The 25,421-nt window shown below is 44.8% G+C and carries 24 protein-coding genes; 15 read left to right on the top strand and 9 right to left on the bottom strand.

Annotation, left to right across the window (positions count from 1 at the left end; all coding sequences use genetic code 11):
• Window positions 1–230 precede the first annotated feature (230 nt).
• On the top strand, window positions 231–1,091 hold the full coding sequence (locus ACNPNW_RS07405; protein ID WP_213686461.1) for an alpha/beta fold hydrolase: 861 nt from the start codon (window positions 231–233) through the stop codon (window positions 1,089–1,091).
• Window positions 1,092–1,472: 381 nt separating this feature from the next.
• On the opposite strand, the gene hcaR is transcribed toward ACNPNW_RS07405, so the two are convergent.
• On the bottom strand, window positions 1,473–2,381 hold the full coding sequence (gene hcaR, locus ACNPNW_RS07400; protein WP_004278522.1) for a DNA-binding transcriptional regulator HcaR: 909 nt from the start codon (window positions 2,379–2,381) through the stop codon (window positions 1,473–1,475).
• A 281-nt stretch (window positions 2,382–2,662) separates the two neighbouring features.
• Between hcaR and hcaE the strand changes: the two genes are divergently transcribed.
• The 9 genes from hcaE (at window position 2,663) to ACNPNW_RS07355 (ending at window position 11,653) form a co-directional block, all read left to right on the top strand.
• Window positions 2,663–4,030: a 3-phenylpropionate/cinnamic acid dioxygenase subunit alpha gene (hcaE, locus tag ACNPNW_RS07395; RefSeq protein ID WP_004278520.1), complete on the top strand. Its 1,368-nt coding sequence runs from the start codon at window positions 2,663–2,665 to the stop codon at window positions 4,028–4,030.
• Entirely contained in the window at window positions 4,027–4,545 is a 519-nt protein-coding gene (gene hcaF, locus ACNPNW_RS07390; RefSeq protein ID WP_004647365.1) for a 3-phenylpropionate/cinnamic acid dioxygenase subunit beta, read from the top strand. The genes hcaE and hcaF overlap by 4 nt, the downstream gene beginning before the upstream one ends.
• A complete protein-coding gene (gene hcaC, locus ACNPNW_RS07385; RefSeq protein WP_420937798.1) occupies window positions 4,545–4,871 on the top strand; it encodes a 3-phenylpropionate/cinnamic acid dioxygenase ferredoxin subunit in 327 nt (108 codons plus the stop codon). Before hcaF ends, hcaC begins: the two co-directional genes overlap by 1 nt.
• Window positions 4,872–4,873: 2 nt before the next feature.
• Entirely contained in the window at window positions 4,874–5,689 is an 816-nt protein-coding gene (gene hcaB, locus ACNPNW_RS07380; protein WP_420937799.1) for a 3-phenylpropionate-dihydrodiol/cinnamic acid-dihydrodiol dehydrogenase, read from the top strand.
• Between the two features lie 113 nt (window positions 5,690–5,802).
• Complete coding sequence (locus ACNPNW_RS07375) at window positions 5,803–6,768, top strand: 3-carboxyethylcatechol 2,3-dioxygenase (protein ID WP_121980286.1); 966 nt, start codon at window positions 5,803–5,805, stop codon at window positions 6,766–6,768.
• Between the two features lie 4 nt (window positions 6,769–6,772).
• A complete protein-coding gene (gene hcaD, locus ACNPNW_RS07370; RefSeq protein WP_396469417.1) occupies window positions 6,773–7,999 on the top strand; it encodes a 3-phenylpropionate/cinnamic acid dioxygenase ferredoxin--NAD(+) reductase subunit in 1,227 nt (408 codons plus the stop codon).
• Between the two features lie 168 nt (window positions 8,000–8,167).
• On the top strand, window positions 8,168–9,073 hold the full coding sequence (locus ACNPNW_RS07365) for a DMT family transporter (RefSeq protein ID WP_004647369.1): 906 nt from the start codon (window positions 8,168–8,170) through the stop codon (window positions 9,071–9,073).
• A gap of 181 nt (window positions 9,074–9,254) precedes the next feature.
• Window positions 9,255–10,190, top strand: coding sequence for a cation diffusion facilitator family transporter (locus ACNPNW_RS07360; RefSeq protein WP_004647370.1), 936 nt, complete (start codon window positions 9,255–9,257; stop codon window positions 10,188–10,190).
• Window positions 10,191–10,597: 407 nt separating this feature from the next.
• Window positions 10,598–11,653: an MBL fold metallo-hydrolase gene (locus ACNPNW_RS07355; protein ID WP_448766812.1), complete on the top strand. Its 1,056-nt coding sequence runs from the start codon at window positions 10,598–10,600 to the stop codon at window positions 11,651–11,653.
• Here the strand turns inward: ACNPNW_RS07355 and ACNPNW_RS07350 are convergent.
• On the bottom strand, window positions 11,650–12,120 hold the full coding sequence (locus ACNPNW_RS07350; RefSeq protein ID WP_004647372.1) for a thiol-disulfide oxidoreductase DCC family protein: 471 nt from the start codon (window positions 12,118–12,120) through the stop codon (window positions 11,650–11,652). The two genes, ACNPNW_RS07355 and ACNPNW_RS07350, sit on opposite strands and share 4 nt — an antisense overlap.
• A 95-nt stretch (window positions 12,121–12,215) precedes the next feature.
• On the bottom strand, window positions 12,216–13,736 hold the full coding sequence (locus ACNPNW_RS07345; RefSeq protein ID WP_005102997.1) for a catalase: 1,521 nt from the start codon (window positions 13,734–13,736) through the stop codon (window positions 12,216–12,218).
• 619 nt (window positions 13,737–14,355) lie between these two features.
• On the opposite strand from ACNPNW_RS07345, the gene ACNPNW_RS07340 reads away from it, so the two are divergent.
• Window positions 14,356–14,535, top strand: a complete 180-nt coding sequence (locus ACNPNW_RS07340; RefSeq protein ID WP_004647375.1) for a DUF7230 family protein — start codon at window positions 14,356–14,358, stop codon at window positions 14,533–14,535.
• Here ACNPNW_RS07340 and ACNPNW_RS07335 read toward each other — a convergent pair.
• The 3 genes from ACNPNW_RS07335 to ACNPNW_RS07325 all read right to left on the bottom strand — a co-directional run bounded on the left by ACNPNW_RS07335 (window position 14,532) and on the right by ACNPNW_RS07325 (window position 17,944).
• On the bottom strand, window positions 14,532–15,032 hold the full coding sequence (locus tag ACNPNW_RS07335) for a hypothetical protein (protein WP_004647376.1): 501 nt from the start codon (window positions 15,030–15,032) through the stop codon (window positions 14,532–14,534). The two genes, ACNPNW_RS07340 and ACNPNW_RS07335, sit on opposite strands and share 4 nt — an antisense overlap.
• Window positions 15,033–15,074: 42 nt before the next feature.
• A complete protein-coding gene (ptsP, locus tag ACNPNW_RS07330) occupies window positions 15,075–17,372 on the bottom strand; it encodes a phosphoenolpyruvate--protein phosphotransferase (protein ID WP_004647377.1) in 2,298 nt (765 codons plus the stop codon).
• 89 nt (window positions 17,373–17,461) lie between these two features.
• Window positions 17,462–17,944, bottom strand: coding sequence for an RNA pyrophosphohydrolase (locus tag ACNPNW_RS07325; protein ID WP_004278502.1), 483 nt, complete (start codon window positions 17,942–17,944; stop codon window positions 17,462–17,464).
• A gap of 182 nt (window positions 17,945–18,126) precedes the next feature.
• Between ACNPNW_RS07325 and ACNPNW_RS07320 the strand changes: the two genes are divergently transcribed.
• A complete protein-coding gene (locus ACNPNW_RS07320) occupies window positions 18,127–18,777 on the top strand; it encodes an HAD family hydrolase (protein WP_396469414.1) in 651 nt (216 codons plus the stop codon).
• Window positions 18,778–18,937: 160 nt separating this feature from the next.
• Window positions 18,938–19,186: a DUF2789 family protein gene (locus ACNPNW_RS07315; protein ID WP_004278500.1), complete on the top strand. Its 249-nt coding sequence runs from the start codon at window positions 18,938–18,940 to the stop codon at window positions 19,184–19,186.
• Between the two features lie 49 nt (window positions 19,187–19,235).
• Here the strand turns inward: ACNPNW_RS07315 and ovoA are convergent, their stop codons facing one another.
• The 3 genes from ovoA to ACNPNW_RS07300 form a co-directional block, all read right to left on the bottom strand.
• Window positions 19,236–21,410, bottom strand: coding sequence for a 5-histidylcysteine sulfoxide synthase (ovoA, locus tag ACNPNW_RS07310; RefSeq protein WP_420937801.1), 2,175 nt, complete (start codon window positions 21,408–21,410; stop codon window positions 19,236–19,238).
• 148 nt (window positions 21,411–21,558) lie between these two features.
• A complete protein-coding gene (locus ACNPNW_RS07305) occupies window positions 21,559–22,434 on the bottom strand; it encodes a LysR family transcriptional regulator (RefSeq protein ID WP_004278498.1) in 876 nt (291 codons plus the stop codon).
• A 190-nt stretch (window positions 22,435–22,624) separates the two neighbouring features.
• Window positions 22,625–22,861: a DUF2061 domain-containing protein gene (locus ACNPNW_RS07300; protein WP_004278497.1), complete on the bottom strand. Its 237-nt coding sequence runs from the start codon at window positions 22,859–22,861 to the stop codon at window positions 22,625–22,627.
• Between the two features lie 261 nt (window positions 22,862–23,122).
• Between ACNPNW_RS07300 and leuC the strand changes: the two genes are divergently transcribed.
• Both leuC and leuD read left to right on the top strand, forming a co-directional pair.
• Entirely contained in the window at window positions 23,123–24,556 is a 1,434-nt protein-coding gene (gene leuC, locus ACNPNW_RS07295) for a 3-isopropylmalate dehydratase large subunit (RefSeq protein WP_005245907.1), read from the top strand.
• Between the two features lie 143 nt (window positions 24,557–24,699).
• Window positions 24,700–25,350 carry a 3-isopropylmalate dehydratase small subunit gene (gene leuD / locus ACNPNW_RS07290; protein WP_138742831.1) on the top strand — a complete coding sequence of 217 codons (651 nt, stop codon included), beginning with the start codon at window positions 24,700–24,702 and terminating at the stop codon, window positions 25,348–25,350.
• Window positions 25,351–25,421 lie beyond the last annotated feature (71 nt).

Here is a 25,421-nt window from a genome sequence, read left to right as displayed (position 1 = left end):
CATTGTTTCATTAAAGGCTTAGATTGAGTAGTGTTTTATTTTAAATTAATATATAAAACAAATACTTAAATTATATCTATTTTGTAGGGTGCAATCGTAATTTTGTATCAGTTTGCTGCGGCTGAGCGGTTAATATAAGGGTGTACACAAGTCATTTTAATGAGTCAACTTGACGTCGAATTCTTGAAAATAGAGGGACACGCAAGCGAAAGACTGTAAGAGGAAGCAATATGAGCACTGTTCAAATCCCTGACTATCAAACAGATCCATTCTTTGGCTTAGAAGACAAATGGATTGAAACCGCTGAAGGCGAGTTGACCCATTACCACGAAATTGGTGAAGGTACGCCTATTCTATTTTTACACGGTTCAGGTACAGGTGTATCGGCTGCAGCAAACTGGTGGTTAAACCTGCCACAAATTGGCGAGCAGGCGCGTTGTATCGCGATTGATACCGTTGGTTATGGCCAAACTGTGGTTGCGCCGGGTACTGAATATGGTATCCGTGCCTGGGTAGATCATGCGATTCGTACGCTAGACGCTTTGGGTATCGAAAAAACCTGGTTGGTCGGTAACTCTCTGGGTGGCTGGTTAGCATTCCAGATGGCATTGGATTATCCAGATCGTATTTTGGGTATCGTGTCTATGGGTACGGGCGGTGCGAAACAGACAGCTGCACTTAAAGCTCACGCAAACCCAGTTCTTACAGAAGAAGGAATCAAGAAAACCCTTTCTATGTTTGTCGTAAACAAAGACCTGATTACAGATGAACTGGTAAAAGTACGTTTTGCTTCTGCTGCAAATGACTATGCATCAAATCGTTTAATGGATGTGGTTGGCGCACGTGACCGTGACCGTTTCGAATTCCCATTAGACTTCGAAAAAATGAAAGACATTACTGTGCCTGTACTATTGATTCATGGTACGCAAGACGTGGTGATTCCGGTTTCTCGTACTTGGGACATCCTGAACATCGTGCCAAATGCTGATGCACATATCTTCAGCCAATGCGGTCACTGGTCTCAAGTTGAAAAAGCAGATGAGTTCAACACTGTGATCAAAAACTACCTGGCTGTTCACGGCGTAAAATAAGTTTGATATAGTTTTAAAAAAGGATGGCTTTGGTCATCCTTTTTTATATCGGAAATATTTAAGGTAGCGCACCTAAGTGAGTTTGATTCTCATTTATTTGAATAAATATAAAAATCTAATAATTTTTATAGGCTTGAGCTATTTAAACTGAGAAAAATCCGAATGAAACTTTATTAGACTTAAGTGGTAAATGCAGTACATTTAGAGCTAAAAATACACAATTTGGGTCAAGGGCAAGTGAAAAATTTAAGCGCCAGAAATAGATTCTTTATTATAAAATAGAATTAAAAATGGATTCTTAAGCATAAAATAATAAAACAAAAAAAGCACATGCCTATCATAAGTTGAATGGCATATGCCTAATGCAGGGAAGAAATAGGATTAATTTTGTTCGCTACGGTTAATATCCAGATAGAACACACGGGTCAAAAGCTCAAGAAATTTGCTCACGACATAGGATTTGTTGTTTTTATGGTAGCTGACATACAGGTCTAAATAGGGCAACTCCACGTCCAGCGGACGAATCACGGTATTATCCATGGTTAGTGGTGCAATATAGCCAGGCAAAATGGTACAGCCTAGGCCCATTCCGATCGAGTTGATATTAAATAAAATATTATCGGCCTTTTGCACGATATTGAGTTCAATGCCGTTGGCTTTGGCAAAGTCCAGAATAGCCTGGTTCAGGGTCAAGGACTGCTCTGCTGATGGAATAATAAAATCAATACCATTCAATGCTTTAACAGGAATTCTTTCGTATTTTGCTAAGGGATGATCTTTAGGCAGGAGAAAAATCAGCGGTTCACGAATCACGAACTGGCTTTCAATTTCATCACTATTGAAATTATGACGGGTAAATGTCAGATCTAGATCACCTTTTTTTAACAAACGCATTTGCTCATTGTTGTTCAGGCTGAGCAGTTCAATTTTTAAATCCGAGTTCTGTACACGTAGATTTGGCAAGATATACGGGAAGATTTTCATCTCGGCCACCGGTACAAAACCGATGCGGAGCATTTGCTGCTTGGCCTGTGACACCTGACGTGCCATGGCAACGGCTTTGTCCGCCTGTGCCAGGGTGAGACGAGCCTGTTCCAGGAATACGGCGCCTTCTTCGGTCAGCTCTACTTTACGTTTGGTTCGGTTGAGTAGCTTTACCCCGACATCTTCTTCCAGGTCTTTGATTTGCTGGCTAAGTGAGGGTTGAGCCGTATAAAGTTTAAGTGCTGCCTTACTAAAATTGAGCTCTTCAGCAACGGTGATAAAGTAGCGAAGGTGTCGTAATTCCATGTCATCAACCCAAAGAGTAATCCAAAAAATGTCTTACTATAATTTCCTCAAAGTATAATCTATAAACAACTATGTCGTGAAGATTATTTTCCCATTCATAAACTAAATGCTCTGGCGGAATTAATAGATGTTTTAATATAAAAATTCACGTGCTTAATAATTGCTTTAAGCTCTTAATTGAAACAAAAAAAATATTTCCCGAAAAACGCTGTCAAATCCATCATCGTTGAAAAGTTGAGTCTATTACTTTGTGCCAAAGATAGGTCACAGGAGAGCTTTTCATGAGTGGAAAAATTGATGTGCGCGAAATCGATGCTTTAGTCGATGCACAAAATGGACGTATTACGCCATCTATTTATACAGATCCTGACATTTACGAATTAGAACTCGAACGTGTTTTCGGTCGTACTTGGTTATTCCTTTGCCATGAAAGCCAAATTCCTAAGGCTGGTGATTTCTTCAACACCTACATGGGCGAAGATCCAATCATTGTGGCACGTCAAAAAGATGGCTCAATCAAAGCATTTTTAAACCAGTGCCGTCACCGTTCTATGCGTGTAAGCTTCGCTGACTGTGGTAATACCCGTGCATTTACTTGCCCGTACCACGGCTGGTCATACGGCATTGACGGTTCTTTAAAAGATATCCCGCTTGAAGATCGTGCTTACCCACATGGTGCATGTAAAGAGCAATGGGGTCTGGTTGAAGTGAATCGTGTGAAGTCTTACAAAGGCTTGGTATTCGCTTGTTGGGATGAAACCACACCTGATCTTGAAGAATACATGGGCGATATCGCTTGGTACTTAGATGGCGTTGTTGACCGTCGTCCAGGTGGTACAGAAATTATCGGTGGTGTCCACAAGTGGGAAATCGAGTGTAACTGGAAATTTGCGGCTGAACAGTTCGCATCTGACCAATACCACGCCTTGTTCTCTCACGCTTCTGCGATCCAAGTATTGGGCGCGAAACCAGACGACGAATCTTCTAAGAAATTAGGTGCTGCACAAACGGCTCGTCCAGTTTGGGAAACTGCCAAAGACGCGATCCAGTACGGTTCACGTGGTCATGGTTCAGGCTTCTTCTTCACAGAGAAACCAGACGCAAACGTATGGGTTGACGGTGAAGTTGCCAACTACTTCCGTGAAACTTACGACGAAGTTAAAGAGCGCCTAGGCGAGACTCGTGCACTGCGTCTTGCAGGTCACAACACCATGTTCCCAACTTTGTCTTGGTTGAACGGTACTGCAACACTTCGCGTATGGCATCCACGTGGTCCAAACAAAACCGAAGTATGGGCATTCTGTATTGCGGATGCTGAAGCATCTCAAGAAGTGAAAGAAGCATTTGAACGTTCTGCAACGCGTGCCTTTGGTCCAGCCGGTTTCCTCGAGCAAGATGACTCTGAGAACTGGATTGAAATTCAAAAAGTTTTACGTGGTTACAAAGCGCGTCAAAATAAACTCATTATGGAAATGGGTAAAGGCAACGAAAAAGTACGTGAAGATGGTATCCCGGGTATCACCAACTACATTTTCTCTGAAACTGCAGCACGTGGTATGTACCGCCGCTGGGCAGATTTATTGATCCATGAAAAATGGGAAGACGTGGAAAAAGCAGCTGACGAATATGAGAAGGAGCTTATGAAATGAGTCAAATCAGCTTAGAACTTCATCACCAAATTAGTCAGTTCCTGTATCGCGAAGCAAAATTGCTAGACGATTGGAAATTCCGCGAATGGTTGGATACGTTAGCTGAAGATATTTCTTACACGCTACGTACCACACCAAACGCACAAACCCGTGACCGTCGTCGTTCAGTTGAACCACCTACCACTTGGGTGTTCAACGATTCAAAAGACCTTTTAGAGCGTCGTGTAGCGCGTCTGGAAACCGGTATGGCTTGGGCTGAAGAGCCTCCATCACGTACCACCCACATGGTGAGCAACGTGATCGTAGAGCCAACTGAAGTTGAAGGCGAATACGACGTGTACGTAACCTATTTGCTATATCGTACGCAAAAAGAGAAAGACATTGTCATTTACTGCGGTAAACGTCATGACAAGATCCGTAAAGTTGAAGGCGGCCTCGGCTTCCAGATCTTCAACCGTAAGATCACGCTTGATCAAGCGACATATAGCTCACATAACCTGAGTGTGTTCTTCTAATGAATAAGATTTTTGTTTGCCAAGTTGACGAATTAGACGAAGGCGAAGCGTTAAAAGTAGATTGTGACGTAAACGGTATCGAAGCGCTGGCTGTATTTAACAATGGCGGTGAATTCTTCGCTATGAACGATAAATGCAGTCATGGTAATGCTTCTATGTCTGAAGGCTATCTGGAAGATGACGGTACTGTGGAATGTCCATTGCATTCAGCACGTTTCTGTTTAAAAACAGGTGAAGCATTATGTCTACCTGCAACTGATCCAATCAAAACTTTCCCAGTGATTGTTGAAGACGGCGCATTATATGTAGAGATGGCAGGAGAGTAATCATGGGTTGGCTACAAGGCGAAGTTGCACTTATTACCGGTGGTGGTTCAGGCTTAGGCTGGGCGCTAGTGGAACGTTTCCTGGAAGAGGGTGCACAAGTTGCCGTTCTTCAACGTTCAAAAGCAAAAGTGGAGGCATTAAACGAACACTTTGGCGGTAAAGTTCTTGCGATTGAAGGCGATGTAGCCAGCTATGCAGACAACGTTCGTGCAGTGAATGCCACTGTAGAGCGTTTCGGCAAACTCGACTGTTTCGTCGGCAATGCCGGGATCTGGGATCATTATGCCGATATCGTCAACACCTCTGGTGAGCAGCTGGGAAAAGCCTTTGACGAGATTATGGGGATTAATACCAAGTCACTCATTCTCGGCGCGAAGGCTGCACTGGAGGCATTGATCGCTTCTGAAGGTTCTATCATATTTACTTTGTCTAATTCGGCACTGTACTCCGCTGGCGGAGGCCCTGTATATACTGCATCTAAGCATGCAGGGGTGGGTATTATGAAAGAATTGGCCTATGAGCTTGCGCCTAAAGTACGAGTGAATGCGGTTGCACCGTCAGGTATGAATGTGAATATCAAAGGCGCAGCGTCGCTCGGTCAGGAAAATGTTGGCCTGCTCGATGCACGTGATCCTGAGAAAATTGCACGTGGTATGCCACTGAATTTCTTGCCTGAACCGGAAGATATGACAGGTTCATACGTACTCTTGGCATCTCGTCAAAATAACCGTCCTTTGACTGGCGTTCTGATCAATGCAGAATGCGGTCTGGGAATTCGTGGCTTACGTCAGCCCCGTGCCGGTTTCTTTGACGAATAAAAATCTGCTTTTAAAAATCTCCCCTTACCCCTCTTTATAAAAGAGGGGGAAAATCTCCCTCCTTTTTAAAGGAGGGTTGGGGAGGATTTAAGTCTTCCTTTTTGGAGTCTCTCATGGCCGTTAAACTTATTTGTGCATCGCACAGTCCTTTAATGGAATTTGCTTCACCACAGGAAAAGCGTAAAGAACAAGCCGTTCGTGATGCTTTTGAAAAACTCTCTGCTGAAGTAAAAGCTTACGACCCAACCCTGATCATTACTTTTGGTCCTGACCATTTTAATGGTTTCTTCTATGACCTGATGCCAAGTTTCTGCGTGGGTATTCGTGCCAAAGCCGCAGGTGACTGGGATTATGGCAAGGACAATGACCATATTGATGTACCTGAAGACAAGGCATTAGATCTGGTTCGACGTGTACTGGATGAAGGCGTAGATGTTGCCTACTCATACCGTATGCAGGCTGACCATGGCGTGACTCAGCCCTTACATTTCCTGTGTGAAGGTAAACTTGATCGTTACCCAACGATTCCAATTTTTATTAATGGCGCTGCTGCACCGATGCCAACCACCAAGCGTACCATCGCTTTGGGCCGTGCTGTGGGTCAATACATCAAATCTTTAAATCTTGAAAATGAGCGTGTGCTTGTTTTAGGTACCGGTGGTCTGTCACATGATCCACCTACACCACAAATGGGTGCAGTACCACCAGAAGTAGAAGAGTTCCTGATTGCAGGCCGTTATCCAACACCTGAAGCACGTCATGCACGTCAATCCAAGATTATTGCAGTGGGTCAAAAGCTGGCAGCAGGGGATACGTCAGTTGCCGTGCCTTTGAATGCTGAATGGGATATTGCCCTGCTAGAAACCTTCAAGCATGCTGATTTTGCAACATTAGAAGCGATGACTGAAGCTGAAATCCGCCATGATGGTGGTCGTGGTGGTCAGGAAGTCCGTTCTTGGATGGCTGCCTTCGCTGCCTTAAGCGAAATGGGTGAGTATGAAATGACCACACATTGCTATGAAGACATCAGCGAATGGATTGCCGGCTTCGGTATCGTATCTGCAGAGTTAAAAGGTTAAGAAAATGAGCAACGTAAACAACATCGTGATCGTGGGTGCTGGCCAGGCAGGTGCGAGCGCAATTTTAGAACTTCGTGGCAACAAGTATGAAGGCAAAATTACCTTAATTGGTGATGAAAGCCATCTTCCTTATGAGCGTCCACCGTTGTCTAAAGATGTGATTCTAAAACCTGAAGAAACCAAGATCGAAATCCTGTCGGAACAGAAACTGGCAGATTTAGGCGTAGAAACGATTCGCGGCAATGGCGTAGCGAAAATTAATGCCGAAGCGAAAACGGTTGAACTCCTGAACGGTGATGTTGTTGCTTACGACAAGCTCTTGCTTGCAACAGGTGGTGCCGCGCGCCGTTTGCCTAATTTCGATGCTTTGGGCAAACACGTCTATACCCTGCGTAACTTGGAAGATTCACAGGCACTGGTGCCTGTACTTCAAGCCGGTCGCCGTATCATCCTGATCGGTGGTGGCGTGATTGGTCTTGAGTTGGCATCATCTGCACGTTACAAAGACTGTCAGGTCACTGTGATCGAAATGGGTCCGATGGTCATGGGTCGTTGTTCACCGCAAATCCTGAGCGAATTCCTGCTGGAACAGCATCGTCAAAACCAGGTCGATGTGCGTCTTGAAACCAAGATTGCAGATTGCCGTTTAGATGGTGAAGAAGTCGTGGTAACGCTGGAAGGCGGTGAAGAACTGCGTGCTGATGCTGTAGTTTACGGAATCGGAATCGTGCCAAATGCACAGCTTGCGCTAGATGCAGGTCTGGATGTTGATGTTGCGATCAAAGTCAATGAACACTGCCAAACCTCGAATGCTGACATTTATGCAGCGGGTGATGTTGCGACTCAGTTACGTGACTGTGGCAATCACCGCCGCGTTGAAACTTGGGAAAATGCCAACCTTCAGGCAGGCATCTTTGCGCGTCACGTGATGGGTGTGGAACATCCGAAAGCCAATCCGGCCTGGTTCTGGACGGATCAGCTGAATATAAACTTCCAGTTTGTCGGCGATATGGCCGCAGCTGAATGGCATATCCGTGGTGAAATGGATGCAGCCAAAGGTGCAGACAATTCATTCGTGATGTATGGTGTGACAGATGGTCAGATCGTTGGCGGGATTACCGTGAATGCAGCCAAAGAAATGCGTCATTTGAAAAAAATGATCAGCAAAAATACGGCGTTTGATGTTGAAAAACATTTGGATATCGCGCAAGACTTACGCAAAATTGCTTAAGTTGTATTGAGATATCTTTGGACAGACCTATGTTTTGCATAGGTCTGTTTTTTATGCACGAAACTTGATGAATTTATCAAAAATTAAAACTTCATCTCAGCATGAATTCGCTATACGCTATTTTTGAAGTTGCTGATCCAGAACTTCTTGGCCTCGTTTAGGAGACTTATGAGTTCTTCATCTTCATTGCCGGTCACGGCAAGTATTTACGCTTTATTGGTGCTGATCTGGGCGACAACGCCACTGGCGATTGTCTGGAGCGTGGCCGAGATTCACCCGATGTGGGTGCTGATCATTCGCTATTTTGGTGCCTCGATTATTGCGTTGTTCCTGTTGAAAATCATGCGCGACCCGCTGCCTTTTGACCGCACTTCAATGAAAAGTTATCTGGCAGGCAGTTTGAATTTAATCGGCGCGCAGCTGTTTATTTATCTGGCGGCCAATTATCTGACCTCAGGATTGATGGCACTGATTTTTGGTTTTTCACCGCTGATCGCCGGTTTAATCGGTCATGTGATTTTAAAAACCCATAAGTTGATCTGGCTGCAATGGCTCGGCATGGCAGTGGCCGTCGCCGGTTTGTGTTTTGTTTTCGCCGACTCGGCAGACAGCAAAATTAATCCTTGGGGTGTGGTGTTAATGCTGATCAGTATGGTGTCTTACATCAGCTCGATCTTCTGGGTTAAACAGATCAGTGCACCCTTGAGTCCGATGTCGCAGGCGACGGGTTCATTGCTGGTCTCCGCAGCGAGTTCAGTCATTTTGGTACCCTTTATCTGGCAACATATGCCGACTCAGTTGCCTAGCACACAGGCAATGATTGGTTTTGTATTTACCATGATCATGTCCTCGATTGTGGCAATGCTGTGTTATTTCTGGCTGATTCGCCGTCTAAATGCTTCGACTGTCTCATTGAGTAATGTGATGACGCCGGTGATTGCTCTGGTATTGGGAGCAACCTTAAATCATGAAATTATCAGCAGTCATGCTTTTGCGGGAATTGCTGTGGTGATGTTCGGGATCATCATGTATTTCTGGAAAGAGTGGCGCGAACAGTATTTTTCCAAGCATTAAAACTGTAAAAACCAAAAGGGCGAAAGCCCTTTTATTATTTGAGTAGAGAGTAAAGTGATTCAACAACGTGGGAGATCACGACTAAGCAACAATTTGTAAAACAACTTTCAAAAATAAATGATTAAGATTTTGATACATAAATCATTCAAGCTTGCACAAGCTTATTTAGGACAGTGTCAGGATGTCTGAATCCAATAAAATCGTAGTTTATGCAGCTCTATTTGGTAATCTGGCGATTGCGCTGGTTAAATTTGTTGCGTCCTATATAACCAATAGCTCTGCCATGTTCAGTGAAGCAATTCATTCGGTAGTGGATACCTTGAATGAAATTTTACTGCTGTATGGGATGAAAAAATCAGAAAAACCGGCAAATGCCAAACATCCTTTTGGTTATGGGCGTGAACTGTATTTTTGGGCTTTTATTGTGGCATTGATGGTTTTTGCCTTGGGTGCGATCGTGTCCATCTATCAAGGGATACAGCATATTCTTCAGCCTGAAGTCATGCGGGATCCATTGATCAATTATATTGTGCTGGGTCTGGCGATTCTTTTTGAAGGATTTTCATGGTCAGTGGCTTTAAAAACCTTTCGTAAACAAAAGGGAAATCTGGGATATTTTGAAGCATTTCGACACAGTAAAGATCCAACGACCTTTACCGTGTTATTTGAAGATACTGCCGCCCTGGTCGGTTTGGTGATTGCTCTGGTTGGTATTTTTCTGGCGCATCAACTGAATATTCCTGAATTGGACGGTGCCGCATCGATTTTAATTGGTATCGTGCTGGCAGTATCTGCCTGGTTTCTGGCACGTGAAACCAAAGGTTTGTTACTGGGTGAAACGGCAGATCCAAAACTGCGTGAAGATGTATTAAACATTGCTCAACAGGATGCGGCAGTTTTCAGTGCCAATGGGGTATTGACTGAGCAGATGGGCGCTCAGCAAGTCATTGCATCATTGAGTCTGGAATTTAAAGATGATTTAACTTCTGATGACATTGAAGCCTGTGTCAACCGGATCGAAGCGCAGATTAAACAGCTGCACCCGGAAATTATTGCTTTATTTGTGAAACCCCAAACCAAGGCCGTATGGCTGGAACGAACTCAAGGTCGTGTATAAAGATCTAAAAAACGCTTGAGGTTGGTATTTTGATCTCAACTTGCCTTTCTCGCACAATTGATGTGATGATACTGAGGTATGGCGAATTTCATCATAAAATCATCAATGGGCAGACATGCTTTTGTCAGCATGGGCTTATAAATATTGAGTATCATTTTGTATTTTTAGACAGAAGGACAAGAGCAATATTTTTCTAGATAATCCCAGACTTCAGCCAGCCATAAGGCCGATGAAATGCCATTTTTTTTGCTAAAAATAACAAAAACATACATGATTTTCTGTGACGGATTTCATACTATGTTGCAGTGTGCCTGTTTTTAGTTTGTATGCTCATTAAAAGATGCACCGCTTGACCATTTCAAGAGGTTGTTGTCTTGCATATAGCGAATAATAAATAGTGGATGTTTATGCAAGATCTTCTCAAAACTAAAAAATTCCAGTTAATCACGGAATCCAGTTGGAAACATCTCTGGTCTAAGCCAGTGTTTGAGTATCTGCATTCAGATCATTTCGACGGAAAACAGTTTCGTAATCTTGAGCATGCTTCTCTATCGCGCGGTCGCGTTTTTTTATTAAAATGGCTCATTACCCGAAAATCCAAGACCTGGAATGTCAATCTTGACGAAGAGCGTGCCGAGTTTTTTTCTCGTCCGCGCGCATTGCCACAGCAGCGTCCAGATGCAGCTCTGGATGACTGGCAAGTCTGGTTTATTGGTCACGCCACCACATTAATACAGATCGGCCCCTATAATTTCCTGACCGACCCGGTCTGGTCGGAATATGCCAGTCCTTCGGCTTCCACGGGTCCGCAGCGGGTCATTCCGGCTGGCATTGCTCTGGATGAGTTACCCCAGATTGATGCTGTACTACTCAGCCATAACCATTATGATCATATGGATCTGGCCAGTCTGGAATGGCTGCACAACACTTTTGAGATGCCGATTTATACCGGTCTGGGTAATGCCTGGTATTTGCCAGAACATTACACCGTGCATGAAATGGACTGGTGGGAAAATGCCTTTTTTGAAGAGATCCGGATTGTGTATACGCCGGCTCAACATGCCTCAGGGCGCGGTATGCGCGATCAGAACTGTGCACTTTGGGGAGGCTTTTCTTTATTATATGGCAAGGAACATTGTTTCTTTGCCGGAGATAGTGGCTACGCCTCACATTTTAAAGAAATTCGTAAACGTCTGGGTGCACCGCGAATTGCCTTACTTCCGATAGGAGCGTATGAGCCACGTGAACTGATGCGTGCGATCCATATGAATCCGGAAGATGCCTTTCATGCCCATCATGACTTGCAGGCCAAATGCTCACTGGCGATTCATTACCGTACTTTTCAGCTCACAGATGAAGACCGGGATGCACCGGAACATGAGTTGCATGAGATCATCAAGCATTCTTCCAAGTTAATTAATCCGTTTTATTGCATACGGGAAGGCAAGCGGATTATTGTTTAAGCACTTCCTATTAAATGAGTTGAATGGCCAGTACAGACAGCTTCTTCCAGAAAATGGCGTTTATTTTCGCTGGATGGAATCAGGCAATACTCGGTTTTACCAAATAGCCTGTAACGATTTAAAGCAACCACACGATATAGAAAGTCGCGGATAAAGCGCGGAACCAAATAACCTGCGCTCATTAAATTAAAGGGAAAACCGAGATGCTGCAGCACCTTCAGCAAGGCAGTCGATTCGGTATAGAGAGTGCCATCTTGAATGACGAGCATGGTGGTGTAATGCTCGGTTTGCATCTGATAATGTTCGAGCAGTGCCGTACCTAAAGGCGATTGGGCGGAAACCAGTTTAAACTGAATCTTTTTATCGTATTTAATCAAAAACCGTGCCCAGCCATTGCAGATCACGCAAACAGCATCAAATAAAACAATGTCGTGTTGTTGAATGATGTCTTCAATATTCGGATGCATTATTGTATTTCTTTTTGTGCCAGCTTGTTTCTATAGTGCTTGATGCTGCAATAAAAAACCACCCGAAGGTGGTTTCTATACATGTCTAAACTGGCTTAGAGAAAGCTAGGCAAACCTTTGGCTGGATCGCTTTCACGTGCTGCTTGGGCATCTGCTACGGTCATGCCGAGGGCTTGTGCTACGCCTTCGCCGTAGGCTGGATCACAGCTATAACAGTTGCGGATGTGACGGTATTTGATGAAATCTAGTGCATCACCCATTGCTCCGGCCGTGTTATTAAACAGAGCCTGTTTCTGCTGGTCATTCATCAGATTGAACAGGGCACGGGGTTGGCTGAAGTAATCATTGTCATCTTCACGGAAATCCCAGAAATCGGCATCACCGGTAATTTTTAGTGGCGGTTCTCTGAATTCCGGCTGTTCCTGCCACTGGCTGAAACTATTCGGCTCGTAATGTGGCAATGAACCATAGTTGCCATCCATGCGGCCTTGACCATCACGGCGGTTCGAATGAACAGGACAACGTGCAGCATTGACCGGAACCTGTGAATGATTCACGCCAACACGGTAACGCGCTGCATCGGCATAGTTCACCAGACGAGCCTGTAACATACGGTCTGGTGAATAGCTGATGCCCGGTACAAGGTTGCTTGGTGCAAAGGCAGCCTGTTCCACATCCTGGAAATAGTTTTCCGGATTGCGGTTCAGTTCGAATTCACCGACTTCAATCAGTGGATAATCGCCCTTTGGCCAGACTTTGGTTAGGTCAAATGGATGATAAGGCACTGTTTCGGCTTCCAGTTCTGGCATGACCTGAACGTACATTTTCCATTTTGGATAGTCACCACGTTCGATGGCATCAAACAGGTCGGTCTGGCTGCTTTCACGGTCTTTGGCAATCAAGTCTGCAGCTTCAGCATCGGTCAGGTTTTGAATACCTTGCTGGGTACGCATATGGAATTTCACCCAGAAGCGTTCATTCTTGGCATTGATAAAGCTGAAAGTATGGCTGCCAAAACCATGCATATGACGGTAACCGGTCGGGATCCCACGATCCGACATGACAATAGTCACTTGATGCAAGGCTTCAGGCAGTAATGCCCAGAAATCCCAATTATTGGTGGCACTGCGCTTGTTGGTTTTCGGATCACGTTTGACTGCTTTATTCAGGTCAGGGAACTTGCGGGCATCCCGCAGAAAAAATACCGGGGTGTTATTGCCGACCAGATCCCAGTTGCCTTCTTCGGTATAGAATTTCAGTGCAAAACCGCGAATATCACGTTCAGCATCGGCCGCACCACGTTCACCCGCCACCGTTGAGAAACGCGCAAACATTTCGGTTTTTTTGCCGACTTCAGAGAAAATTTTAGCGCGGCTATATTGCGTAATATCATTGGTCACGGTAAAGGTACCGAAAGCACCTGAACCTTTGGCATGCATACGACGCTCTGGAATCACTTCACGGACAAAGTTGGCCAGTTTTTCATTCAGCCATAAATCCTGGGCAAGTAAAGGTCCACGCGCACCTGCCGTCATACTGTTCTGGTTGTCGACCACAGGTGCACCAGCTTCAGTGGTCAGGTGGGTGACAGGGCATTTTTTTAAATCTTGGCTCATCTTTCCTCTCCAAGTTTTGAATATCTTGTGTCGTTTATCTAGTATTCATAAGATATTGAGATATATGCTAATCAGATCAGGTTTCACTATATTTACAATATCTTTAAATAAAGGGTGTTACAGCACAAAACGGAATTCAGGATATAATTGAGTGAGATCACTCAAAAAATATTTTTAAAGTTAATAAAGTTTAAAATATTGAAAATTAAATGGTTACTCTTAAAAAGTAACGGGTTTTCCACTCTCTGACAATATCAAATTCTATATATTTTGAATAACTCGAATAATGAATGGGATTAAACGAAAATAACAATATCTAAGTCCATAATATGTTTTTATCAAAGGATAAAAATAATAAGTGAAAAGTGTTATTTAAAATACATTTTATAACTGATTTACTTTAAATAGTTTTTTAATTGAGTTTTGTTTGGCTGAAGAAACCCATAAAAATAATGAATGAAATAAGGGTGTTTTCTGGCTATAGCTCCCATTTTTGCATACAGAAAATCCTAGCTAAATGGACTTTATTTTTAAAAAAGCATTGGCAGATATGCTTGAAAATTAGTCAGTCGGCCCTATAATTATTTCACTCCTTCTTCCAAATCATATAGAGAGCAAGATGGCCAAGAAAAAAACAGCCGAGCAGGTGGTAATCCACAATTTTGTGGCAAAACACATGTATGAAGTCAACAAAAGCCAGGTCTTTGTAGACCGAAAGAAAAATGCAAAACGTGGCTACAGCAAGCACAGACAAGGGCGATATTCCATGGAAGATCGCCCTTTTTTAATGGCCGCTTAAGGTCGGTAAGGTGGCTGGGGACGACGCGGTGACTGTTTAGGATTGGTTTTAACTGGAGAGAGCGGGGCGACAGGCCGGTTATTACGAGTTTGCGAATATTGATTCGGATGCCGGGATGGCGTTGTCGATTCATCCGCAATTAAGTCATTAAAGAATTTATTGAGTCTGCTTTGCACTGGCGCGTTGTGGTGAGGGGAGTGAGGCTGTGGTCTGGCCTGCTGAAAACTGGCAAATTGATCTTTTTGCTGGTGATAGAGTCTGGCGGCAATGACGGAGGGGTCATCTCTGCCTAAACGCCGCCGTTGCGATGCCGAAATTTCAATGCCCAATAATGGAGTCATTTTAGGCCGATCGGCATAGCTCGTTGCTCGATTGCTGGCAGGGCGTATATAAGATGAACCGGAATTATGAGCTTCTTTGCGGGCAGCCAAAGCTGGTGCAAGAATGACCACATAAAACACCGCAACAATCATGAACAGGATGACCAGAAATTCCATAACCACCTCTACCACTGTCGAGGGACTGGAAAAAGTCCCGTATTAGGCACTCACCATACGTGATGCTGATTTCACCATATCCCCTAAACCATGGGTTCTGAAATAATATTCTAGCCAGCTTTTTACCATGAGTGGATTGTCCATTTTTAACACATGTTGCAGCAATTCCTGTGCATCACTCATCGGAACATGACAAATGGTTTTACGTACCCGCAAAATATTACTTGAACTCATCGACAGGGTATTAAAGCCCATGGCCATGAGTAAAACGGCAGACAGTGGATCACCCGCCATTTCACCGCAGATACTGACCGGTTTTTCATTGCGATGACAGTCCTGAACCAGACGGGTCAAGGCACGCATTACTGCAGGGTGCAGGTGTGAATAGACATTGGCCACCCGTGGATTATTACGGTCGACGGCCAACAGATATTGGGTCAGATCGTTGGAGCCGACCGAGAAGAAATCGACCAGTTCGGAAAATTCATCAATCTGATATAGTACGCTGGGAACTTCCACCATAATACCGAGTTTAGGCTTGTTTACCTTGACCTGTTCTTCTTCCTGAATCGCCGCATGATCACGTTCCAGCAGATAGAGCGCTTCCTCGACCTCGCTGACACTGGTCACCATCGGCAGCAGAATATGCAGGTTATTCAGTCCGATACTGGCTTTGAGCATGGCGCGAATCTGTGAAGAAAAAATTTCCGGATGATCCAGGGTAAAACGAATGCCACGCCAGCCGAGTGCCGAATTTTCTTCTTCAATCGAGAAATACGGCAGGTCTTTGTCTGCACCAATGTCCAGCGTTCGCATCACCACCGGTTTATTGGCAAAATGACTGAGTTGCTGACGATAAATCGCACGTTGTTCTTCCTCGCCCGGGAAGCGGTCACGCAGCATAAACGGAATTTCAGAACGGTATAAACCGACACCTTTGGCACCGCGCTGCACGCCACGCACCACATCAATCATCAGGCCGGTGTTGACGTACAGTTTTACGGCGATGCCATCCGGGGTAATTGCATCTTTGGTTTCGTACTGACGCAAATCTTTGGCAATCTGTTCTTCTTCTTTTTGAATTTCTTTATAGCGACTGCGCAGGCGACGTGGCGGATTAATAAAGACCCGACCCTGATGCGCATCGACAATCATCTCCACATCATCGAGGGTATTGATTGGCAGTTCGGTTACACCGACTACGGTGGGAATGCCAAGGGCACGCGCCACGATCACCATATGCGAGTTCATGGCGCCTTCGGTAGTGACAATCGCGGCAATTTTATCCACGGGCAGTTCAACCAGTGCAGCCGTCGATATTTCCTCACCAATCAGAATACTTTCATCGGTCAATTCACGGTGACTGGCATCGGCTTCCTGTAAACGTGCCAGAATGCGGCGACCCAGATCTTTTAAGTCCGCCACTCGCTCACGTAAATAATCATCTTCCATCTGGGAAAATTGTGCCACATGATTGTCAATGACAATTCGCACGGCGCCTTGTGCCCAGTGACCTTCACGAATAAAGGCCTTGATTTCTGAAGGCAGGGCATTTTCATCCAGCATACGCAAGAACACGCTAAACAGTGCGCGTTCCTCGGCCATCAACGCATCCTGCATTTTGTCATCTAGCGACTGGATTTCTTCGCGGACTGAATTCAGGGCGTTATCTAATAGCTCCAGTTCTTCGCTAATGTCATCCGCTTCACGGTCAGGGACTGCGGCAAGATCTGCTGGCGGATAAAGAATCACTGCACGACCTAAGGCAATACCACCGGAGCCAGAAACTCCCTGAAAGGTTTTATAAGCGGGCAGGTTGCTCGGTTTACGGAATACATCGATATTGCCAACGGCATGGGCATGGGCGATGACGCCAGAAAGCTGCGCACAGAGTGTGACCAGAAAGGATTCAGCAGCTTCAGAAAAGTCCTGTGATTCTTTATTTTGAACCACCAGCACACCCATGACCTTACGACGGTACATCACCGGCACACCAAGGAAGGAGTTATAAATTTCCTCACCGGTTTCAGGTAAAAACAGGAAGCGCTCGTGTTTAGGGGCATTGTCCAGATTGACAATTTCCTCACGCTGCCCAACCAGGCCCACCAGACCTTCGCCGGTTTGCAAAGACACATGGCCGACAGATTCTGCATTCAGGCCTTTAGACGCCATGAGCAGATAACGCTGATTGCGTTCATCGAGGAGATAGATCGAGCAGACATCAACCTGCATGGCCTCGGCCACATGTTTGACCATAATGTCGAGTGATTCATGCAAACTGGTGGACGCATTGATCTCCTGAACAATACGTCTCAAGGTGTCCAGTTGCATATTCGACATAAGGTCTGCTCCGTCTATTCAGAATTTCAGTGATTAAGTTTATTTATAACAATAGCCGCGTAAAAAATCTGCATTATTTATGCGATTTTTTAAGGTTTTTGCTGGGGCAGTTGCTGACACAACTCCACCAGGGCTTTGCGGTAAACATCACGTTTGAAATTCACGACTTGACCGAGTGGGTACCAGTAACTGACCCATTGCCATTGATCAAATTCGGGCGGATCAGACAGATTCAACTGAATATGCTGAACGGGGGCCGTGAGTTTGAGTAAAAACCACTTTTGTTTTTGACCGATACAGACCGGATCAGAGTCCGTACGAATGTATCGATGCGGCAAACGATAGCGCAACCAGCCTTTGGTTTGCGCGACTATCTGGACGTGTTCGGGCAATAAGCCAACTTCTTCTCTCAGCTCACGATAGAGTGCCTGCTCAGGGGTTTCTCCATATTGGATCCCGCCTTGTGGAAATTGCCATGCATTATGACCAATGCGTTTTGCCCATAAAACCTGTCCAGCATCGTTTGCCAAAATGATCCCGACATTCGGTCGGAAACCTTCAGAGTCGATCATTTGGCTACCTAAAAATTGTTTAATTTATGCCTTTGCCATCGGGGAGCATTATTTCGTTATCCAACTCGAAAAAAGCAAAGTTTAAAAATGTTAAAATTGCTATGATCTTAACGAATTTCTATCGACTAGCGGAGATAGATTTACAATTTTTTTCTTAAATTTCAGTTTTAACGAGTATTTTCATGAAATTGGCGCTATTTGATCTCGATCACACCTTGTTAAACACGGATTCGGATCATTCTTGGGGAGAGTTTTTGGTCAGTGAGGGCCTGGTCGATCCAGTTCAGCATCGCGCCATGAATGACAAGTTCTATGACGATTATAAAAAAGGTGAGCTGGATCCTTATGCCTATAATGAATTTGTGTTCCAGTTTCTAACCCAACATGACAATGATTATTTGATTGAATTACATCAACTGTTCATGCAAAAAGTCATTCGTCCACAAATGCGTCCTGAAGGTTTTAAAGCCATTGAGCGCCACCGTGAAGCAGGGCATGCCTTAGTGGGGATTACCGCAACTTCAGACTTTATTACCGCACCCATTTTTCGTGAATTCGGAATTACTGAAATTATTGCCACCAATGCTGAAGTCATTGATGGGAAATATACTGGTAAAGTCATCAATACCGCATGCTATCAGCAAGGCAAGCTGGTGCGTCTGGAACAATGGCTGGAAGGCCGTGACGTAACCGAGTCTTGGGCTTATTCAGATTCGATTAATGACCGTTTCTTGCTGGAATATGCGGATCATGCGATTGCAGTGAATCCGGATGATCGCTTGGAAACTCTAGCCCAAGAACAAGGCTGGGAAATACAGGACTGGTCGATCTAATCACTCCGAACTCATTGATGTGATTATTAAGTACAACTTCGGTTGTGCTTTTTATTTGCCTCATTTGAATATTAATGTTTTTTCACAGTCCAGCTGAATCAGACATGCTATGCTCGAAAAACAGGACATGATAACAATAGTAGATTCTGAGGTATGAGATATGACTCACGTTCGACCACGTATGACACATCTGTTCCAACAGCTTGGCTTGGATGCCAGTGCAGAAGGTATTGAAACATTTATTCACGAGCATCAATTGCATAAAGATCTGACTTTACTGGATGCGCCGTATTGGTCAGAGGCACAACGTCAATTTTTAAGCGAGAAAATAGCCTCTGATGGCGAATGGGCGATTGTGGTAGATCAACTCAATGAATCCTTGCATGAAAATTCAACCAGTGAAGGATAAGATATAAAGCCAATCGTATGATTGGCTTTTTTAGACTATGACCTTACCTTTAGCGAATCCGTTTCCAGATCGTGACTTGTGACAGGGTATGTTGATACTTTCTGGCCGTTTCTCGAATCACAAAAGGCACATCTTGGGGTTCGTCCACCAATTCAAAGTGCTGGGTTAAAATGTTGGAAATACCAGCCAAAGTCGTGATCTTTTCCCCATCCTGCTGAAAACCGCCCAGCCATTCGCTACGCGCCGTATGTTCTTCCAGCCAGGTATAGGGCGAACTCAGCATTAAAATTCCACCTATATTGATACGTTTATGAATCTGCAATAAAAAGTCTTTCGGATGATGCAGCCGGTCAATCAGGTTCGCTGCCAGAATAAAATCATAGTCGCTAAAATGTGCTTTCAGGTTGCAGGCATCGGCCTGAAAAAATTCCGTTTTTGACGCAAACTGTTCCAAAGCGACATCTTCAAGTGAACAGCTTTTTTCTTCGCTTAATTCACCTTCTAGCGGCAGCTGATAACGTACCCTATTGCCTTGAGCCAAATAGACTGCCTGCTGGATAAAACGTGCTGAGAAGTCCAGACCGGTCACCTGATCAAAATAGTGTGCCAGTTCAAAGCTGGCGCGGCCGGTAGCACAGCCAATATCTAAGGCACGATGACATGGCACTTGCTGAAAATAGGGTTGTGCCAGATCGACCAGTGTTTTGGCAAAATTAGCGATACCAAAATATTCGGGGCCGTACTGGAATTCCAGATATTGGGAGACCAGCTGGTCGCTTTCATAGTTCGAAGGGAAATGTTGCAATGCTTGATCAGAAGCGACGTAGCGAAAACCAGCGTGCTGGAAGAAATGCCGTCTGAAGGCATAGCGGGAACTATATAAAGCTTCATTGCCCGCCGAAATCCAGGAGCCACCTTTCATCAGGTTATGGCGGCCGTCAAAGGTCGGTGTGCTGAAATCATCATAAAACGGATGCACCTGAAAACCCTGAAATGGATAGATCGGAGTTTCAGTCCATTGCCAGACATTGCCCTGAATATCGTAAAAATCGCCCTGCTTGAAATGATCGACCGGACAGGAACTGGTACCGTATTTCAATTCAATATTGGCCTGTTCAGGACTCGGTAAATCTGAATCCAGATCGGAAACCGCATACAGGCGATACCATTCATCTTCAGTCGGCAAGCGAATGGTTTTTTCCAGCTGTTGCGATTTCCACTGACAAAAGGCCTTGGCTTCATGATAATTCACTTCTACCGGCCAGTCCCAAGACATCGGCACTTCTTCCAGCATCAGTCGCAATGACCAGCCTAATTCAGTTTTGCGCCAGAAACAGGGATGAGCAGCTTGTGAAAATTGCAGCCAGCCTAGACCTTCTTCACTCCAGTATTGTTCGGTCTGATAACCTTGTGCTTCGACAAAGGCCAGAAATTCCTGATTCGATACCAGATATTTGGAAGCTGCAAAAGCCGCTACCTGCGCTTCATGCTGGCCGTATTCATTGTCCCAGCCATAAAATGGATCGTTAAAATATTTCTGCAAAAGCACCTTGCCGTCAGGTACCTCTAGCAAGTGATTATCCGGAGCCATGCCGGTAATGATATTGGCGCGCCACTGCGGATGCTGGCGTACATGTTCCAAAGCATGCTGGCGAATCAGCACGGAAGAAGTTTCCAGATGAATCCGTTCATGTTCGATGCCCATGATGATCGTCCACCAAGGATTTTGCCAGTTTAAGGGTAGAGTCAGCGGAGCATGTTCTAGAATGCTCAAGATCAGGGCACGTACCTGATGCCGATAATCACGGACTTCCTGCACACTGGGCCAGTCATAGTGCACTTCATCCAGGTCATCCCAGCTCATCTCGTCTACACCGATCGCGAAGATACTTTCAAAATGCGGATTTACGCGTTCGCTAATTAGCTTGCTGAGCAGCAGTTTATTGACAAAAAAAGTGGCGGTATGGGCAAAATAAAAAATTAGCGGATGACGTAAAGTAATCGGTTTAATAAAAAAAGCATCTTCATGCTTGAGACATTCAAACAGTTGCTCATAGGTGTCAAAAGTATTTAAGAAATATTCACGCAGACCGTGTCGGGCGGTCTGTTCATCGGAAAAATCAAGTGCCGGCGTGGGAAGCAGCATAGGTTTGGCCGAAAGCCACAGGCTGCTTGTATTGGTTTTATCTTGAGAGTGGGATTTTAGGGGAGAATCGAGCTGCATCCGTCAGGCTCCATCGAATAGTTTAAGCATTCCTCTGCATGCAAAAGAATGGAATTGTCTTAAAAATACTCGAAAGATATCGCCAGATGGGGTGTATTTCGGTAACAAAATGCTGCATCGTTTTGGATGCAGCATGTTCAGGAACAGCTTAAATAGACAGGGAGGCGCCTTGCATGAGCTGAACCAAAGCTTGTGCCGCTTTGGACTGGGTACGACCCGGATGCCAAACCATACCCAAGCGACGGTTCATTTCCAGATTAATATCCAGTTGGTGCAGGTCATGATTGACCAAAGTTTTTGGCAGTACCGACCAGCCTAAGCCAATCGATACCAGCATCCGGATCGATTCCAGCGGATTGTTGCTCATGCTGACTTTCGGTTTAATACCCTGTTTTTCAAACTCGGCCAAGGTGATCTGCGAGGTATAGGTCTGTGATGATGGCAACAGGCTCGGGTAGTCGAGCAAATCTTCCAGACACAGATTTTTTTGCTGTGCCAGCGGATGAAACGGTGCCACCACAAAGACCAGAGGATCATTCCAGATGGTCACGTAATTTAGACGCGCATCACCACGGGGCGGCAAGGTTAAAAATGCCAGTTCCAGATCGCCGGCAATTACCTGTTCATGCGCCTGTTCGGAATCTACAAAATGCACATCCAGAGTCACGTCCGGATATTCCTGGACATAACGGCGCAAATGACTCGGCAGATGATGCAGGCCGATATGATGGCTGGTACCAATTTTTAGTTTGCCCTGTACCTGACCCTGTTCATGACTCAAGGTATAATGAATATCACCGAGTTCATTCAGCCAGTTTTTCACTTTAGGTAACAGAGAGTGCGCCGCGTGGGTGGCCTGTACGCCACGTCCGGCAGATTCAAACAGCTTGACCCCAAAGTATTCTTCCAGACTGTGAATACGTTTGGTGACAGCAGGCTGGGTAATGAAGAGCTGATCTGCGGCCAGAGAAATCGAACCGGTTTCCATGACTTTCACGAAGGCTTCAAAGGCTGCGAGATTCATCTTAATCACCTATAAAGAATTTTTATGTGTAAATCTATTATTGTTATATTTTAAGAATAAATCAAAGCAAAATTAGCTCATCTATGTTGCAGTGCTGAATTACTATACATTTTCAAAGCCTTGGCATTTTAAAAACTAAAAAAGACCACCTATAAAGGCAGTCTTTCATCAGGAACCTCGACCGAAGAGCTTAGACGGTAATGTCCTCATTCTGCTGTTGGTTATTACCCTCCCAGATTTTTTCATGAAAGAAGAAAGCCACTGCCTGTACTGTTGGTTCTAATAAACTTAAGGCAATGGCCATGGTTAAACTGCCAGTCACCAAGTAGCCCACAATCATCGCCACAGTAATGTGCATAATGTAGTAGCTGAAGGTCTTTTTGAACATGCGCTGGTTGTTGTCTACAAAGCGTTGAATATGTGCCATGTCGAAGTTCCTCAAAATCATCATCTCTGTCGATGAGGAAATAATAATAATTCTCATTTAATTTGTAAAAGCGAATATTTTCTATAAATTAATCGGAAAATTAGATTTATAAAAATAGTGCTCAAGCATGATTTGATTCAGCTTTTGAAAGATTCCAAAAAGTTTCTTAACTGATAAAAATGATAAATTAGATTTATGTGATTGCAGCGATATAATCAAAATCAGAGAAAGAATTTACCCAGTCCAGTGGAGTACATCGACATGGCAGGCGCAACCCAAACAGCAAAAACATTATATGATAAATTGTGGGACGACCATTTAGTAACGCAACGTGATGATGGTTCTGCCTTACTGTACATCGACCGTCACTTATTACATGAAGTGACTTCTCCACAGGCCTTTGAAGGTTTGCAATTGGCCGGGCGTAAGCCATGGCGTTTAAGTGCAAATATTGCCACACCAGATCATAACGTACCAACCTCAAAGAAAGAGCGTGAGCAGGGCGTTGCCGGAATTGAAGATGAAACCTCGCGCATCCAGGTACAAACTTTGGATGATAACTGCAAGACCTTTAATATTGTTGAATTTGATATTAATGATATCCGTCAGGGCATCGCGCATGTGGTCGGGCCGGAGCAAGGCTTGACCTTGCCGGGCATGACTGTGGTATGTGGGGATTCGCATACAGCAACACACGGTGCTTTTGGCTGCTTGGCGCACGGTATTGGTACATCAGAAGTTGAACATGTATTGGCAACCCAATGCCTGGTTCAAAAGAAGATGAAAAACATGTTGGTACGCGTTGATGGCAAATTAGGCCAGGGCGTAACACCGAAAGATGTGGTCTTGGCCATTATTGGCAAGATTGGTACCGCAGGCGGTACCGGTCACGCGATTGAGTTTGGTGGTCAGGTCTTCCGTGACATGTCGATTGAAGGCCGTATGACTGTATGTAACATGGCGATCGAAGCCGGTGCACGCGTGGGTATGGTCGCTGTCGATGACAAAACTATCGAGTATGTTAAAGGCCGTCCTTATGCGCCGACTGCGGAACAGTGGGATCAGGCGGTAGCGTACTGGAATACATTGCATTCGGATGAATGTGCATATTTTGATACGGTGGTCGTGTTGCAAGGTGAAGAAATTGAGCCGCAAGTGTCTTGGGGAACTTCTCCTGAGATGGTCATTCCAGTGTCTCAAGCAGTACCAACTTTAGAACAAGCCAAAGACGATGTACAACGCAATGACTGGAACCGTGCTTATCAATATATGGGCTTAAATGCCGGTCAGGCCTTGGCTGAGATTCAACTGGATCGTGTCTTTATCGGTTCGTGCACCAATTCGCGTATTGAAGATATCCGTGCTGCAGCCGAAGTGATCAAAGGTCGTAAGGTCGCATCTTCAATCAAACAGGCGATGGTGGTTCCGGGTTCTGGTCTGGTCAAAGCTCAGGCAGAAGCGGAAGGCTTGGACAAGGTATTTGTCGAAGCGGGCTTTGAATGGCGTGAACCAGGTTGTTCAATGTGTCTGGCGATGAATGCCGACAAGTTGCAGCCGGGCGAGCATTGTGCCTCGACTTCGAACCGTAACTTTGAAGGTCGTCAGGGCAATGGCGGTCGTACTCATCTGGTAAGTCCAGCCATGGCAGCCGCTGCTGCGATAGCCGGTCACTTTGTTGATGTTCGTTCATTCTAGTTTAAGCCCTCATCCTGACCTTCTCCATGAGCCAAATGGCGCAAGAGAAGGGGTTCCCTCTCCTGAGTGAGTTTTAAGCACTGCTTTAAAACGAAGCGCAAGTGAGGGCTAGGGAGAGGTTACGGATTCATTGGGAAATAAATATGAAAGCTTATACCGTTGAACAAGGTATCGTTGCACCTTTAGACCGTGCCAATGTCGATACCGATTTAATTATTCCAAAACAGTTTTTGAAATCGATCAAACGTACCGGTTTTGGTGACAATTTGTTTGATGAATTGCGTTACTTGGATGAAGGTTATCCAGGTCAGGACAATTCAGTTCGTCCGATCAATCCGGACTTTGTCTTGAACCAGCCACGTTATCAGGGTGCGTCTATTTTAATTTCACGTGCCAACTTTGGATGTGGTTCTAGCCGTGAACATGCGCCGTGGGCTTTGAGTGAATACGGTTTCCGTACTGTTATTGCGCCAAGCTTTGCCGATATTTTCTTTAATAACTGTTTTAAAAACGGTATGTTGCCCGTGATTTTGGCTGAAGATATTGTTGAGCAGTTATTTAAGGAATGTGCGGCAGATGAAGGCTATCAACTGACCATTGACTTGCAGGCACAAGAAGTTCGCACCCCTACAGGTGAAAGCTTTAAGTTCGAAGTCGATCCATTTCGCAAGCATTGCCTGTTAAATGGTCTGGATGATATTGGCTTAACTTTGCAGGTGGCGGATGATATTCGTGCCTATGAAGAAAAAACCAAACAATCGCGTCCTTGGGTATTTGCCGAAATTCATGGATAAATCAGTAAAAATTGTCATGGCATGACTGCGATGCCCTTGCTAATATCGGAAGATTATTGAGTTTTTTGATT

The sequence above is a fragment of the Acinetobacter endophylla genome, from assembly GCF_053543775.1.
The sequence above is the reverse complement of the archived record's forward strand: the minus strand, read 5'-3'. Positions and strand labels throughout refer to the sequence as shown.

Coding starts and splice junctions, on each gene's coding strand:
- ACNPNW_RS07340 (WP_004647375.1), top strand. CDS start 14,356: ATGGCCAAGAAAAAAACAGCCGAGCAGGTGGTAATCCACAATTTTGTG.
- hcaC (WP_420937798.1), top strand. CDS start 4,545: ATGAATAAGATTTTTGTTTGCCAAGTTGACGAATTAGACGAAGGCGAA.
- ACNPNW_RS07350 (WP_004647372.1), bottom strand. CDS start 12,120: ATGCATCCGAATATTGAAGACATCATTCAACAACACGACATTGTTTTA.
- leuC (WP_005245907.1), top strand. CDS start 23,123: ATGGCAGGCGCAACCCAAACAGCAAAAACATTATATGATAAATTGTGG.
- ovoA (WP_420937801.1), bottom strand. CDS start 21,410: ATGCAGCTCGATTCTCCCCTAAAATCCCACTCTCAAGATAAAACCAAT.
- ACNPNW_RS07365 (WP_004647369.1), top strand. CDS start 8,168: ATGAGTTCTTCATCTTCATTGCCGGTCACGGCAAGTATTTACGCTTTA.
- hcaF (WP_004647365.1), top strand. CDS start 4,027: ATGAGTCAAATCAGCTTAGAACTTCATCACCAAATTAGTCAGTTCCTG.
- hcaE (WP_004278520.1), top strand. CDS start 2,663: ATGAGTGGAAAAATTGATGTGCGCGAAATCGATGCTTTAGTCGATGCA.
- ACNPNW_RS07300 (WP_004278497.1), bottom strand. CDS start 22,861: ATGGCACATATTCAACGCTTTGTAGACAACAACCAGCGCATGTTCAAA.
- hcaB (WP_420937799.1), top strand. CDS start 4,874: ATGGGTTGGCTACAAGGCGAAGTTGCACTTATTACCGGTGGTGGTTCA.
- leuD (WP_138742831.1), top strand. CDS start 24,700: ATGAAAGCTTATACCGTTGAACAAGGTATCGTTGCACCTTTAGACCGT.
- ACNPNW_RS07305 (WP_004278498.1), bottom strand. CDS start 22,434: ATGAATCTCGCAGCCTTTGAAGCCTTCGTGAAAGTCATGGAAACCGGT.
- hcaD (WP_396469417.1), top strand. CDS start 6,773: ATGAGCAACGTAAACAACATCGTGATCGTGGGTGCTGGCCAGGCAGGT.
- ACNPNW_RS07325 (WP_004278502.1), bottom strand. CDS start 17,944: ATGATCGACTCTGAAGGTTTCCGACCGAATGTCGGGATCATTTTGGCA.
- ACNPNW_RS07405 (WP_213686461.1), top strand. CDS start 231: ATGAGCACTGTTCAAATCCCTGACTATCAAACAGATCCATTCTTTGGC.
- ptsP (WP_004647377.1), bottom strand. CDS start 17,372: ATGTCGAATATGCAACTGGACACCTTGAGACGTATTGTTCAGGAGATC.
- ACNPNW_RS07375 (WP_121980286.1), top strand. CDS start 5,803: ATGGCCGTTAAACTTATTTGTGCATCGCACAGTCCTTTAATGGAATTT.
- ACNPNW_RS07335 (WP_004647376.1), bottom strand. CDS start 15,032: ATGGAATTTCTGGTCATCCTGTTCATGATTGTTGCGGTGTTTTATGTG.
- ACNPNW_RS07355 (WP_448766812.1), top strand. CDS start 10,598: ATGCAAGATCTTCTCAAAACTAAAAAATTCCAGTTAATCACGGAATCC.
- ACNPNW_RS07345 (WP_005102997.1), bottom strand. CDS start 13,736: ATGAGCCAAGATTTAAAAAAATGCCCTGTCACCCACCTGACCACTGAA.
- ACNPNW_RS07320 (WP_396469414.1), top strand. CDS start 18,127: ATGAAATTGGCGCTATTTGATCTCGATCACACCTTGTTAAACACGGAT.
- hcaR (WP_004278522.1), bottom strand. CDS start 2,381: ATGGAATTACGACACCTTCGCTACTTTATCACCGTTGCTGAAGAGCTC.
- ACNPNW_RS07315 (WP_004278500.1), top strand. CDS start 18,938: ATGACTCACGTTCGACCACGTATGACACATCTGTTCCAACAGCTTGGC.
- ACNPNW_RS07360 (WP_004647370.1), top strand. CDS start 9,255: ATGTCTGAATCCAATAAAATCGTAGTTTATGCAGCTCTATTTGGTAAT.